Origin of the sequence: Halopseudomonas sp. SMJS2 (assembly GCF_029866945.1) — a bacterium.
Taxonomy (GTDB): Bacteria; Pseudomonadota; Gammaproteobacteria; order Pseudomonadales; family Pseudomonadaceae; genus Halopseudomonas; species Halopseudomonas bauzanensis.
This window is the reverse complement of sequence record NZ_CP123445.1, coordinates 724,762-738,219: the sequence shown is the minus strand read 5'-3', so window position 1 is coordinate 738,219 and position 13,458 is coordinate 724,762. Positions and strand designations below refer to the sequence as shown.

The following is a 13,458-nucleotide window of genomic DNA, read 5'->3' as shown; positions in this document are numbered from 1 at the left end:
GCGTGGGGCGTTGCAGAAAGTTTCAGAAGATGGAGAGTCCATCGGGGCGTGAGGTCATAGCGGTAGTGAGGAACCACGGCCATACCCAGTGTTCTGCTGCCCCGTCGTCGAGCAGGTGCTCGACAACCCGAAAAGCGGACCAGCCTTTCGCCAACCAATGCGCCCATTTAAAGCGCACCGTTTTAAACGGGGTGTAGCGCACCTGCGCTACGCCTGCGGGCCTGCAGCGTGCCCCTCTGCAGAGCAGGCACGCTACTAGCCCGGGCAAGTACGGCTGCGTGTTACAGCGGCTTGCCCCGATTGCCGTGGGCCGCCACGAACTGCTGGATGTCGGTCAGGCTATTGGGCAACACACTGCAACGCTCGGCACGCTCGAACAAATCTGCCAGATGCGGCGGCAGATGCGGTTCCTCCACCTGGGCCTTGCGCACGGCTTCCGGGAACTTGACCGGATGCGCGGTACCCAGGGTGATCATCGGCGTGGCCATGCTGCGCCGACATTCACGGGCAGCGCGAACCCCGATGGCTGTGTGCGGGTCGAGCAATTCGCCACAATCGCGATAGACGTCAGCGATGGTCGCGCAGGTAGCTGCGTCGTCCACTGCCAGTGAATCAAACAGACGACGGGCCTCGGTCCAGCGCTCGTCCTCCACGGTCAGCTTGCCGGTCTGCTTGAAGTTGTCCATCAACTCCTTGACCAGCGCACCGTTGCGGCCATGCAGGTCGAACAGCAGGCGTTCGAAATTGGACGACACCATGATGTCCATCGATGGCGACAGCGACGGATGCAGGGTGTCCTTGTCGTAGCGGTTGCCGCTCATGAAGCGGTGCAGGATATCGTTGCGGTTGGTAGCCACTACCAACTGGCTGATCGGCAGACCCATGTTGCGCGCCAGATAGCCAGCGAAGATATCGCCGAAATTGCCGGTCGGTACCGAGAACGCCATGGAGCGCTGCGGGCCGCCCAGCTGCAGGGCAGCATGGAAGTAGTAAACGATCTGCGCCATGATCCGCGCCCAGTTGATCGAGTTGACTGCGACCAGCCGGTTGCCCTTGAGAAAGCCCTGATCGGCGAAGCTGGCCTTGACCATCTCCTGGCAATCGTCGAAGTTGCCTTCGATGGCGATATTGTGGATGTTGTCGCCGAGGATAGTGGTCATCTGCCGGCGCTGCACTTCGGATACCCGGTTGTGCGGATGCAGGATGAAGATATCCACGCTCTCGCAGCGGCGGCAGCCTTCGATGGCGGCCGAGCCGGTGTCACCGGACGTAGCGCCGAGGATCACTGCGCGCTCGCCACGCTTGGTCAGGAAGTGATCAAGCAGGCGGCCCAGCAACTGCAGGGCGAAATCCTTGAATGCCAGGGTCGGGCCATGGAACAGCTCCATCACCCATTCGTTGGCATCCAGCTGACGCAACGGCGCCACCGCATTGTGGGCAAACACGCCGTAGGTATCCTTGAGGATCGCCTTGAAGTCGGCATCGGCAATGCTGCCGGCAACGAACGGACGCATCACGTTGAAAGCCAGTTCGTGGTACGGCAGGCCGGCCCAGGAAGCGATCTCTTCCTGGGTGAAGCGCGGCAGGTTCTCCGGCACATACAGGCCACCATCGCTGGCCAGGCCGGCCAGCAACACGTCTTCGAAATTCAGAGCCGGCGCCTGGCCGCGAGTGCTGATATAACGCATTACAAAACCCTTCAGGTTTTGGCTTGAAGCAGGAGCCTGACGCTGGCAGCACGTCGGCTCTCCACTCCCAGCTCGGTTTAGTCCAATTGTTCTACGCGGATTCGCATCAGCGGTCCGGCGACTTCATCCAGAGCTTCCATGGCGGCGATGGCGTCGTTCATGCTCTGCTCGCGGACCCGGTGAGTGAGGATGATGATCGGCACCAGGCCGTCCTGCTCCTCGACGTCCTTCTGCATGATCGATTCGATATTGATGCCACGCTCGGACAGGATGCTTGCCACTCGCGCCAGAACGCCAGGGCGGTCCTGCGCCTGCAGCCGCAGATAGTAGGCAGTTTCTACGTCGCCCACCGGAAGTACGGGCAGATCAGACAGCGTGTCGGCACCGAAGGCCAGATGCGGCACCCGGCTGCTCGGCTCAGTGGCCATGGCGCGGGCCACATCGATGATATCCGCCACCACCGCGGACGCGGTGGGTTCCGCACCGGCACCGGCGCCGTAATACAAGGTCGAGCCGACCGCATCGCCGTTGACCATCACCGCGTTCATTACGCCATGTACATTGGCCAGCAGACGGTCCGCCGGAATCAGCGTCGGGTGCACACGCAGCTCGACACCATCAGCGGTGCGCCGGGCGATACCCAGGTGCTTGATGCGGTAGCCGAAGGCTTCGGCGTAGTTCACATCAGCGGTGGTCAGCTTGGTAATGCCTTCAGTGTAGGCCTTGTCGAACTGCAGCGGGATACCGAACGCCAGCGACGCCAGAATGGTCAGCTTGTGCGCAGCATCGATGCCTTCCACGTCAAAGGTCGGATCCGCCTCGGCATAGCCCAGCGCCTGAGCTTCAGCCAGCACATCGGCAAAGGTACGTCCCTTGTCGCGCATTTCGGTAAGGATGAAGTTGCCGGTGCCGTTGATGATCCCCGCGAGCCACTGGACACGGTTGGCCGCCAGGCCTTCGCGCAGTGCCTTGATGATCGGGATGCCGCCAGCCACCGCGGCCTCGAACACGACCATTACGCCCTTGTCGCGGGCCGCAGCAAAGATCTCGTTGCCATGCACAGCGATCAACGCCTTGTTGGCGGTGACCACATGCTTGCCATTGGCAATCGCCTGCATGACGATCTTCAGCGCCAGATCGTAACCACCGATCAGCTCGACAATGACATCGATATCCGGGTTGCTGGCCAGCGCCAGGGCGTCATCGCACACCTGTACATGGTCACCGACATTGCAGGAAGGGTTCGGGTGCCGGGTGGCAATATGGGTCACCTCGATCGCCCGGCCTGCCCTGCGGGCAATCTCCTCGGCGTTGCGCTGCAGAACATTGAAGGTGCCACCGCCGACGGTGCCCAGACCACATATACCCACTTTGACCGGTTTCAAACCAAGCCCCCACGTTTCTCTATGTTGTAATAACTGCGTTGATCAGCCCATCAGTGATGAGCTGTTATTGATTGGCAATGGCCTCTTGCGCCAGTGCCTGTGCCGGCTTGTAGCCGGGCACCAGCGTCCCATTGGCCATGAAGATTGCCGGCGTACCCTGCACACCGACCTGCGCGCCCAGCTGATACTGTTCGGCGATCGGGTTTTCGCAGGTGACCGGCGTTATCGACTTGCCCTGCTTGGCTCGGGTCATCGCGGCCTGGCGGTCGTCTGCACACCAGATCGAGCCCATGACTTCTGCCGTCTTGCTGTCAAGACCGGCGCGCGGGAAGGCCGCGTAGCGCACTTCGATACCCAGCTCGTTCAGGTCGCCGATTTCCTCGTGCAACTTGCGGCAGTAGCCGCAATCCACATCGGTGAACACAGTGATATGGGTTTTCGGCTGTTTGGGAGTGAAGATCACCAGATCCTCGCGCGAAATACCATTGATCACCTCGCCGATGGCCTTGGCCTCGACTTCAGCGGTCAGGTTGCGCGGCTGCCCGTCATTGACGGCAATCAGCGCGCCCTGCACCAGATATTTGCCATCGGCACTGCCGTACAGTACGCGACCGTTATCCAACTGGATCTGATACAGACCGCTGACCGGCGTCTCGGAAATCGCCGACACCGCCACGGGAAAGCTCAGCTTATCCAGACTCTGCCGGATGCTCTGTTCCGCATCAGCCCAGACCTGGGTAGCGCACAGGGCGAGCAGACCGGCTGTCAGATGTTTCAGTCGCATTGATCAATCCTCTTGATGACAGGCAAGCTTATCATGAAACGGTTTTCTCACCCACGGGGATGATGACTGGCATGCAGGTCGCGCAGCCGGTGTCGGGCAACGTGGGTGTAGATCTGGGTGGTGGACAGATCGCTGTGACCGAGCAGCATCTGCACTACCCGCAAATCGGCACCATGGTTGAGCAGGTGCGTGGCAAAGGCATGACGCAGGGTGTGGGGCGACAACGCGGTGCGAATGCCAGCCTGCTGCGCATGCAGCTTGATCCGGTGCCAGAAGGTCTGGCGGGTCATTTGCCGCGCCTGCTGGCTGGGAAACAGCACATCACTGGGCTTGCCCTTGAGCAGCGCCGGCCGCGCCTCTTCGCAGTAGCGCTCGATCCAGACCAGCGCCTCCTCGCCCAGCGGCACCAACCGCTCCTTGCTGCCCTTGCCGATGATGCGCAGCACGCCCTGACGCGTATTCAGCTGATCCAGCCGCAACCCCACCAGCTCGCTGACGCGCAACCCACAGGCATAGAGCACCTCCAGCATGCAACGATCCCGCAGGCCGAGGCTATCGGTCACATCCGGCGCCGCCAACAGCGCCTCCACATCCGCCTCGCTGAGCGACTCGGGCAGCGGCCTGCCCAGCTGCGGCATGGCGATATCCAGCGTCGGGTCTTCGCCTATCAATCCTTCCCGCAAGGCATGACGGTAGAAGCCGCGCAGACAGGACAACAAACGCGCAGTAGAGCGTGCCTGATAGCCCGCATTGATCCGCCAGGCCAGATGCTCCAGCAGATCCCCCCGGCTGACTCCATACAGGCCACCCCGCCCCGCGAGCCAGCCGGCCAGCAGATGGAGGTCGGTACGATAGGCCTCCAGCGTATGCGCGGCTAAGCCACGCTCCAGCCACAGGCTGTCCAGATAGCGGCCAATAGCGCGCAGATCATCGTCACTGGGTGGGCTGGGGTCAGGCGTATTCATGCAGGTCTCGAACAAGGTCGCCGGACATCATAAAGGCTTTTGTCGCAGGCAACAAAAAACCGCCCGGAGGCGGTTTTTTGTTTGCAGGTAAAACGTCCGATCAGGACAGTTTTTCCTTGATGCGGGCTGCCTTGCCGGACAGGGCGCGCAGGTAGTACAGCTTGGCCTTGCGCACGTCGCCGCGACGCTTGACGGTGATGCTGTCAACCATCGGGGAGAAAGTCTGGAAGGTACGCTCGACGCCGACACCGCTGGAGATCTTGCGGACGGTGAAAGCGGAGTTCAGGCCGCGGTTACGCTTGCCGATAACCACGCCTTCGAAGGCCTGCAGACGCTGACGATCGCCTTCCTTCACTTTAACCTGGACGATGACAGTGTCACCCGGTGCGAACGGGGTAACTTCACGGGTCATCTGCTCTGCTTCGAGCTGGGCAATGATGTTGGACATTTCTAAAACTCCTACAAGCCGCCGGACTTGCTTCAATGGTTATCGGTTTCCTGTTCGCGGATGTATTCCGCCAACAGTTGCTGCTGTTCTTTGCTCAACGTCAGTTCTGCGAGCAGCTCCGGGCGTCGTTGCCAGGTTCTGCCCAAGGACTGCTTGAGACGCCAGCGCCGGATCAGTGCATGATTACCACTGAGCAGCACCTCCGGTACGCGCTGCCCCGCAAACTCTTCCGGCCGGGTGTAGTGTGGACAGTCCAGCCACCCTTCCGAAAAGGAATCCTCTGCCGCTGAATCCACGTGCCCAAGCACGCCGGGAATCAGTCGGGTTACCGCATCCAGGAGCACCATGGCTCCCAGCTCACCGCCGGACAGTACGTAGTCGCCGATGGATATTTCCTCGTCGACACAGGTCTCGACAATGCGTTCGTCGATGCCTTCGTAGCGGCCGCACAGCAGGACCAGACTGTCCAGTTGGGCCAGCTCTTCGGCCCGTTGCTGCGTCAGCGGCTGACCCTGGGGCGACAGATAGATCACCCTTGGGCTTGAAGGCGCCTTTTGCCGGATGGCCTCAATGGCCTCCAACAACGGCTCGACTTTCATCAACATGCCCGGACCACCGCCAAAGGGCCGGTCATCGACCGTGCGATGACGATCATGGGCATGCTCACGAGGATTACTGAACTCGACGGTCAGTTGCCCTCGCTTGACGGCCCTGCCGGTCACTCCGTGCTCGGTCAGCGCCGTGAACATCTCGGGAAACAGGGTTACCACACCGGCCCACACCGGTCAGAACTCCGGATCCCAATCGACCTGCATGACACCTTCCGCCAGGTCGATGTGCTTTACGTACAGATCCGGCAGATACGGCAACAGCCGTTCGCGCTGATCCAGACTGCCCGCACAGGGCTTTACCACCATGACATCGTTGGAGCCGGTTTCCAGCAGGTGGTCGATACGACCGAGCAGCTGACCCTCAAGGGTCACTACCTGCAGTCCTTCCAGCTGATGCCAGTAAAACTCGCCGTCTTCCAACGCCGGCAATTCAGCTCGCGGCACGCAGATTTCCCAATCCACCAGCTCAAGCGCCTTGTCCCGGTCATCCAGCCCCTTGAGCTGAACCACCAGAATGCGCCCTTGAACACGTCCCGCAACGACGGACACCGATTGCTGCGCACTACCCTTGCGGAGAGTCCACTCGGGGTAGTCGAGCACGTTGTCCAGCGGGTCGGTGTGCGAATACACCTTCACCGCTCCGCGTATGCCATGAACCGATACGATCTTGCCGAGGACCACCAGAGGCGATCCAGCCGGCTCAGGCTGGCGTGTCATATCAGGCAGAGGCCTGAGCTTCCTTCAGCAGGGAGGCAACGCGCTCGGACGGCTGTGCGCCCTGACCCAGCCAGTAGCTTACGCGCTCCTGGTTAACGGACAGGCGAGGCTCGCCACCGGCAGCAACCGGGTTGAAGAAACCAACGCGCTCAACAAAGCGGCCATCGCGGGCATTGCGGCTGTTGGCAACAGTCAGGTGATAGAAAGGGCGCTTCTTGGAGCCACCACGAGCAAGACGAATGGTTACCATGTGGACATCATTTCCTGTATTTGAGTAAGACTCACAAATTCATTACGAGCATCTAGCCCGAAAGGTCGCGTATTCTACGGAATATCGCAAACAAATGAAACTCTTTTGTGCCCCGACCCGCTAGCGGGCCGACGGGCACGACTTCAAGGCCGAACCCGGCCGGCGCAACCCGTCAGAAACGGGGCATTCCGCCCATGCCGCCGCCCGGCGGCAGCATGCCACCACCACCGCCGCCACCCATGCCACCCATACCGCGCATGAGCTTGGCCATGCCGCCCTTGCCGCTGACCTTCTTCATCATCTTCTGCATTTGCTTGTGCTGCTTGATCACCCGGCCGATATCCTGGATCTGGCTACCGGAGCCGGCCGCGATACGGCGCTTGCGCGAGCCGCTGATGATGTCGGGGTTACGCCGTTCGGCGGGCGTCATCGAGTTGATGATCGCTTCCATCTGCTTGAACTGCTTTTCCGCCTGGGTCTGGGCGGTTTCCATCTGCGCGGGATTGATCTTGCCCATCATCGGCAATTTATCCATCATCGAGCCCAGCCCGCCCATGCCACGCATCTGCTGCAGTTGATCACGGAAATCTTCCAGATCGAAGCCCTTGCCTTTCTTGAGCTTCTTGGCCAATTTTTCGGCCTTGTCCTTGTCCAGCTTCTGCTCGGCCTGTTCGATCAAGCTGAGCACGTCACCCATGCCGAGGATGCGCGAGGCGACCCGGTCCGGATGGAAAGGCTCCAGGGCATCGGTCTTCTCGCCGACACCAAGGAACTTGATCGGCTTGCCGGTAATGTGCCGCACCGACAGCGCAGCACCACCGCGCGCATCACCGTCGACCTTGGTCAGGATCACCCCGGTCAGTGGCAGCGCCTCGTTGAACGCCTGGGCCGTGTTGGCGGCGTCCTGACCGGTCATGGCGTCCACCACGAACAGCGTCTCGGCGGGCTTGGCTGCCGCGTGTACCGCCTTGATCTCGTCCATCATGTCGGCGTCGACATGCAGACGGCCGGCGGTATCGATAATCAGCACATCCATGAAGCGGTTCTTCGCTTCACGCATGGCCGCTTCGACAATGGCGACCGGCTTCTGGCTCAGATCCGACGGGAAGAAGGTGACATCCACTTCCGTGGCCAGTGTCTCGAGCTGCTTGATGGCGGCCGGACGGTAAACGTCGGCACTGACCACCATGACCTTCTTCTTCTGGCGTTCGCGCAGAGTCTTGGCCAGCTTGGCGACGCTGGTAGTCTTACCGGCACCTTGCAGGCCCGCCATCAAAATGACGGCCGGCGGCGATACCGCCAGGTTCAGCCCTTCGGCCTGGCCCATGACCGCTTCCAGCTCGGTCTTGATGATCTTGACGAACACCTGTCCTGGCGACAGGCTGCGGGACACCTCCTGGCCCACGGCACGGTCACGCACCTGGTCCACGAAGGTCTTGACCACCGGCAGGGCGACGTCAGCCTCAAGCAGCGCCATGCGTACTTCGCGCAAGGTGTCCTTGATATTGTCCTCGGTCAGCTTGGCGCGGCCGGTGACCCCCGCCAGACTCGCCGAGAGGCGTTCGGTAAGATTTTCAAACATCGATGAATTCTCCTTTGCCCCGCGTACCCCGTGACGGGTTGAGGCGTACTGGCCGGCCAGTATACATTGGGGTTGGTATGGATGCAGCAAGCGCTTTATCCTCAACGCGGCTTGTGCGACACTCCACTTCTAATTGATAGGCATTTTCAAGGACGTATGACAGCACCGATATTCAGCCTGCTTGCCGCTGCTTTCTATCTTGGCGGTACGCTTTACCAGATTCGTTGCCTGATGCGGCGGCGCAGTGCCAGCCCCGGTTTGCTGCGCGGTATTGGCCTGGTCGCCCTGCTGTGCCACGCGGGCGGTCTCTATGTCCAGATCTTCACCGGCAATGGCTTGTCGTTCGGCTTCTTCCATGTATCCTCGTTAATCGCCTGGCTGGTACTGGCGGTCACCCTGATATTCAGCCTGCGCGCACCGGTCACCAGCCTGTTGATCGGACTCTTCCCGCTGGCGCTGATCACCGACCTGCTGGCCTGGCTGTTTCCGTCCCATGGCGCAGCGGTCATTCCTGGCCATTCGGCGTTGATGATCCACGTCATGCTGTCGATCCTGGCCTATGGCATTTTCACCATCGCCGTCTTCCAGGCCGGCTTGCTGGCCGTTCAGGACAACCAGCTCAAGCATCGTAATCCGGTGCGTTTCAACCGCACCTTCCCGCCGCTGCAGACCATGGAAGCGCTATTATTCCAGTTCGTGCTCTGTGGCGAGGTGCTGCTCACCCTGTCGCTGCTGTCCGGCTTCGTGTTCCTCGACAACATGTTTGCCCAGAACGTGGCGCACAAGACCCTGTTGTCCTGCCTGGCCTGGGTGGTGTTCGGCATTCTGCTATGGGGCAGACATTTTCGCGGCTGGCGCGGCAGCTTCGCGATCCGCTGGACGCTGGGCGGTTTCCTGTTGCTGATGCTGGCGTTCTTCGGCAGCAAACTGGTCAGCGAATTCATTCTGCCGATGTGATGGCAACACTCACCAACCGTACCGGGGCTGCCCGTGAATGATACAAATATCGGTGCTCTCCTACTGATACTGGCCGTGCTCATCGTCCTCTCGGCGTTCTTCTCCAGCTCGGAAACGGGCATGATGAGCCTCAACCGCTACCGCCTCAAACACGTCAGCAAGAAGGGCAATCGCTCAGCCCAGCGGGCCGAGAAACTGCTCAGCCGCCCCGACCGCCTGCTGGGTACCATTCTGGTTGGCAACAACATCGTCAACATTCTTGCAGCCTCCATCGCCAGCGTGGTCGCGGTACGGTTATGGGGTGATGCCGGCATCGCCATTTCCACCATTGCCCTGACGATTGTCATCCTCATTTTTGGCGAAATAACGCCTAAAACCCTGGCGGCGTTGCACCCAGAGATGATCGCCTTTCGCGTCAGCATCATCCTCCAGATGCTGCAACGGGTGCTCTACCCGGTGGTCTGGCTATGCAGCTCGATAAGCAATGCCTTGCTGCGGTTGATGGGAGTCAACCCGAACAGCAGCGATGGCGGCCAGCTCAGCGCCGAGGAACTGCGCACCGTGGTGAACGAGGCCAGCTTGGGCATCACCCGCAAGCGCCAGAACATGCTGCTGAGCATCCTCGATCTGGAGAAGATGACGGTCAATGACATCATGGTGCCGCGCAACGAGGCCTATGGCATCGATCTGGACGATGAGATGCCGCTGATCCTTGACCAGCTGCGCACCAGTCACCATACCCGACTACCGGTATTTCGCGGCGACATCAACAACGTCACCGGCCTGGTGCACATGCGTCACATTGCCCGCCTGCTCAGCCGCAACGAGTTGACCAAGGAAAACCTGATCGCCTGCTGCAAGGACCCGTACTTCATTCCGGAAAATACTCCACTGCACACCCAGTTGCTGAATTTTCAGAAGCACAAGCGACGCATCGGCTTTGTGGTGGATGAGTATGGTGACGTGATCGGACTGGTGACCCTGGAAGACATTCTCGAAGAGATCGTCGGCGAATTCACCACCGATCTGCTGCCCGCCAATCATGATATCCACCCCCAGGCGGACGGCAGTCATGTCATTGATGGCAGCGTGGCCCTGCGGGCGATCAACCGCCAATTGCTGTGGAAGCTGCCCGAGGATGGCCCCAAGACGCTCAACGGCCTGATCACAGAGCGCCTGGAGAGCATCCCGGAAAACAGTGTGGGCCTGAGCGTTGGTCAATACCGCATGGAAATCCTGCAGACCAAGGACAACATGGTCAAGAGCGTGCGCATCTGGCAGGTGCAGCCGCGTCCGCGGGAAACGCCGGAGGCTTGATAATCAGAGACTCCGGCCGTGCTCAAGACGGCGAGAGCTCGTTCGCGGCCAAGGCTGCCCCCAGATGAAAAGTGCAGCCTCTATCTATACAGCTTCTATCTATAGCTCGACCTGCACCGCCTCCGCCGAGCGGCGGCCGGCCCGCGCCAGTTCGATATCCGTATCCCGCGCCAGCGCCACACCCATCCGCCGCAATCCGTCCACCCCGGGCTTGCCGAACAGCCGCAACTGGGTGTCCGGTTCACTGAGCGCTTGCTGCAGATTGGCATAGCCGACTGACTCGGAGCAGCCTTCAGCCATGATGACCGCCGAGGCCGAAGGACCGAACTGACGGATCTGTGGAATCGGCAGTCCGAGAATGGCGCGGGCATGCAGGGCAAATTCCGACAGGTCCTGGGAGATCAGCGTTACCAGGCCGGTGTCGTGTGGACGCGGCGATACCTCGTTGAACCACACCTGGTCGCCCTTGATGAACAGCTCAACACCGAACACACCGCGACCGCCCAGCGCATCGGTGATGCTGCGCGCCACCTGCTGGGCCTGTGCCAGCGCCTGCTCACTCATTTGCTGCGGCTGCCAGGATTCACGATAGTCACCCCCTTCCTGGCGATGGCCAATGGGCGCGCAGAAACTGGTGCCGGCAGCATGCCGCACCGTCAGCAAAGTGATCTCGTAATCGAAATCGACGAAACCCTCGACAATGACCCGCCCCACTCCGGCGCGGCCGCCAGACTGGGCATATTCCCAAGCCGCCTCGATATCCTGTTCACTGCGCAGCAGACTCTGGCCCTTGCCCGAGGAGCTCATCACCGGTTTGACCACGCAGGGCAGACCGATCTCGCGGACCGCCGCCAGATAATCCGCATGACCCTCGGCAAAGCGATAGGGCGACGTCGGTAACTGCAGTTCTTCACTGGCCAGCCGGCGAATGCCCTCCCGGTCCATGGTCAGCCGTGCGGCACGGGCCGTGGGGATGACGGTGTAACCTTCCGTTTCCAGTTCGACCAACGCCGCGGTGGCAATGGCCTCGATCTCCGGCACGATATAAGCCGGCCGCTCCAGCTCGATGACCTGACGCAGCGCGGCGGCATCCAGCATGTTGATCACGTGGCTGCGGTGCGCCACCTGCATGGCCGGAGCATTGGCGTAGCGATCAACGGCAATGACTTCGCAGCCCAGGCGCTGGAGCTCGATGGTCACTTCCTTGCCCAGCTCGCCGGAGCCAAGCAGCAGTACACGGGTAGCACTCCCGGTCAGTGGTGTTCCTATGCGGGGCATGCCGATTATCCTTTCACAGTTCCAATATTCATCCAGACGCCCTGCTCGCGGGCCCGGTGTTCACACAGACGCAGGATTTCCCGGCGCCGCTCATCAGTGGCACGTCCCCACTCGGTGATTTCCGCCCCGCTGCGCTGGCAGCCGGTGCAGATGTCATTGTCATCCAGACAGCAGACGTACACGCAGGGGGACCTGACCGGTTGTTGCTCAGCGCTCATCAGTCATCCTGCGGCTGCAGATCACGGCGGTAGCGCTGGGCATTGTGCACATAGTGGGCGCCGCCCGCGGCGATCGCCTGCTGCTGTTGCTCGCTCAACTGGCGCACCACCTTGCCCGGTGAGCCCATGACCAGCGAACCATCGGGAATCTCCTTGCCCTCGGGAATCAGCGCGTTGGCACCGATGATGCAATTGCGGCCGATCTTGGCGCCATTGAGCACCACGGCATTGATACCGATCAGGCTGTAATCACCTACAGTGCAGCCGTGCAGCATCGCCTTGTGGCCAACGGTAACGCCCTTGCCCAGGGTCAGCGGCGCACCGGGATCGGTATGCATCACCGCCCCGTCCTGCACATTGCTGTTCTCGCCGATCAGGATCAGCTCGTTGTCGCCCCGCAGCACAGCGTTGAACCAGACGCTGGCGCCTGCCTCCAGACGCACCTTGCCAATCACCACCGCCGTATCGGCGATCCAGGCATCATCGGCCATTTCCACCCGGTCATCGCCCAGTCGATATTTCATTACTGCTCCTTGATCGGAATTGCGTCTTTGGAAGGGGTGCGCAGCGGGATGCGGGCGTCGAACGCCACATTCATCAGCTCCACCAGAATCAGCGCCGTCAGCCCCCAGATCTTGAAACCTTCATAACGGTAGCTGGGTACATACCAGCTACGCCCTTCGTAATCGATGCGGTGGGTCATTTCGCGGTTGTCGCCGAGGAAGAAACTGACCGGCACGCGGAAGACTTCCTGAATTTCACTCTCGTTGGGCCGCAGATCGAACACGTCCGGCACGATGCCGACGTAGGGGGTCACCTTGATACCGAAACGCGACACCAGGCTGCCCAGCGGCCCGACCACCTCGACCAGATCCGGCAGCAAGCCGATTTCCTCATGGGCTTCACGCAGCGCGGTATAGGCCAGGTCCACATCCCCCGGATCACGGCGGCCGCCCGGCAGGGCGACCTCGCCCGAATGGGTTGAAAGGCTGTTGGAGCGCAGGGTGAGAATGATCTCCGGCTCGTTATCCACGCACGTCACCGGTACCAGTACACCGGCTTCCGGCAAACCGGCAGCCTCAACCAATCGCGGGCGATATTCCGGGACCCGCTCGCGAACTTTGTCCAGCATGCAACCTACCTCGTTGTTTTTACCCATCATGTCATGATCATCATTACCGGGCCAGCGCCCCGCCGATACCTGAATAGTATCCCATAGCCGTTACATTGAAGCGGCTGCGCCTCTTTACCCTTCGGC

15 protein-coding genes are annotated in these 13,458 nt (G+C 60.9%); 2 read left to right on the top strand and 13 right to left on the bottom strand.

Annotated features, from left to right (window positions below):
• Positions 1–281: 281 nt before the first annotated feature.
• From thrC to ffh, 9 genes are all read right to left on the bottom strand, one after another.
• Positions 282–1,688, bottom strand: coding sequence for a threonine synthase (gene thrC, locus QAO71_RS03645; protein ID WP_280165268.1), 1,407 nt, complete (start codon positions 1,686–1,688; stop codon positions 282–284).
• Between the two features lie 77 nt (positions 1,689–1,765).
• On the bottom strand, positions 1,766–3,073 hold the full coding sequence (locus QAO71_RS03640) for a homoserine dehydrogenase (RefSeq protein WP_136869101.1): 1,308 nt from the start codon (positions 3,071–3,073) through the stop codon (positions 1,766–1,768).
• Positions 3,074–3,137: 64 nt separating this feature from the next.
• Positions 3,138–3,857 carry a bifunctional protein-disulfide isomerase/oxidoreductase DsbC gene (dsbC, locus tag QAO71_RS03635; RefSeq protein WP_280165267.1) on the bottom strand — a complete coding sequence of 240 codons (720 nt, stop codon included), beginning with the start codon at positions 3,855–3,857 and terminating at the stop codon, positions 3,138–3,140.
• 47 nt (positions 3,858–3,904) lie between these two features.
• Positions 3,905–4,822 carry a site-specific tyrosine recombinase XerD gene (gene xerD, locus QAO71_RS03630; RefSeq protein ID WP_051611096.1) on the bottom strand — a complete coding sequence of 306 codons (918 nt, stop codon included), beginning with the start codon at positions 4,820–4,822 and terminating at the stop codon, positions 3,905–3,907.
• Between the two features lie 100 nt (positions 4,823–4,922).
• The gene (rplS, locus tag QAO71_RS03625; RefSeq protein ID WP_036991008.1) at positions 4,923–5,270 is read right to left on the bottom strand and encodes a 50S ribosomal protein L19; all 348 of its coding nucleotides are present in this window, start codon (positions 5,268–5,270) and stop codon (positions 4,923–4,925) included.
• 32 nt (positions 5,271–5,302) lie between these two features.
• Positions 5,303–6,052, bottom strand: a complete 750-nt coding sequence (gene trmD / locus QAO71_RS03620) for a tRNA (guanosine(37)-N1)-methyltransferase TrmD (RefSeq protein WP_036991009.1) — start codon at positions 6,050–6,052, stop codon at positions 5,303–5,305.
• A gap of 3 nt (positions 6,053–6,055) precedes the next feature.
• Complete coding sequence (gene rimM / locus QAO71_RS03615) at positions 6,056–6,598, bottom strand: ribosome maturation factor RimM (protein ID WP_036991010.1); 543 nt, start codon at positions 6,596–6,598, stop codon at positions 6,056–6,058.
• A 1-nt stretch (position 6,599) separates the two neighbouring features.
• Positions 6,600–6,848 (bottom strand): 30S ribosomal protein S16, encoded by a 249-nt coding sequence (gene rpsP, locus QAO71_RS03610; protein ID WP_036991011.1) that lies wholly within the window; start codon positions 6,846–6,848, stop codon positions 6,600–6,602.
• A gap of 172 nt (positions 6,849–7,020) precedes the next feature.
• On the bottom strand, positions 7,021–8,430 hold the full coding sequence (gene ffh, locus QAO71_RS03605; RefSeq protein ID WP_036991012.1) for a signal recognition particle protein: 1,410 nt from the start codon (positions 8,428–8,430) through the stop codon (positions 7,021–7,023).
• Positions 8,431–8,586: 156 nt separating this feature from the next.
• On the opposite strand from ffh, the gene ccsA reads away from it, so the two are divergent.
• Positions 8,587–9,387: a cytochrome c biogenesis protein CcsA gene (ccsA, locus tag QAO71_RS03600; RefSeq protein WP_036991014.1), complete on the top strand. Its 801-nt coding sequence runs from the start codon at positions 8,587–8,589 to the stop codon at positions 9,385–9,387.
• 33 nt (positions 9,388–9,420) lie between these two features.
• Complete coding sequence (locus QAO71_RS03595) at positions 9,421–10,704, top strand: HlyC/CorC family transporter (RefSeq protein ID WP_036991015.1); 1,284 nt, start codon at positions 9,421–9,423, stop codon at positions 10,702–10,704.
• Between the two features lie 99 nt (positions 10,705–10,803).
• Here the strand turns inward: QAO71_RS03595 and purT are convergent, their stop codons facing one another.
• Genes purT through QAO71_RS03575 form a run of 4 tightly spaced genes read right to left on the bottom strand, consistent with a single transcriptional unit; the run spans position 10,804 to position 13,332 of the window.
• Positions 10,804–11,982 (bottom strand): formate-dependent phosphoribosylglycinamide formyltransferase, encoded by a 1,179-nt coding sequence (purT, locus tag QAO71_RS03590; protein WP_280165266.1) that lies wholly within the window; start codon positions 11,980–11,982, stop codon positions 10,804–10,806.
• Positions 11,983–11,987: 5 nt separating this feature from the next.
• Positions 11,988–12,200 (bottom strand): DUF1289 domain-containing protein, encoded by a 213-nt coding sequence (locus QAO71_RS03585; RefSeq protein WP_036991017.1) that lies wholly within the window; start codon positions 12,198–12,200, stop codon positions 11,988–11,990.
• A complete protein-coding gene (locus tag QAO71_RS03580) occupies positions 12,200–12,724 on the bottom strand; it encodes a gamma carbonic anhydrase family protein (RefSeq protein ID WP_036991019.1) in 525 nt (174 codons plus the stop codon). The genes QAO71_RS03585 and QAO71_RS03580 overlap by 1 nt, the downstream gene beginning before the upstream one ends.
• Complete coding sequence (locus tag QAO71_RS03575) at positions 12,724–13,332, bottom strand: CoA pyrophosphatase (RefSeq protein ID WP_036991258.1); 609 nt, start codon at positions 13,330–13,332, stop codon at positions 12,724–12,726. Before QAO71_RS03575 ends, QAO71_RS03580 begins: the two co-directional genes overlap by 1 nt.
• Positions 13,333–13,458 lie beyond the last annotated feature (126 nt).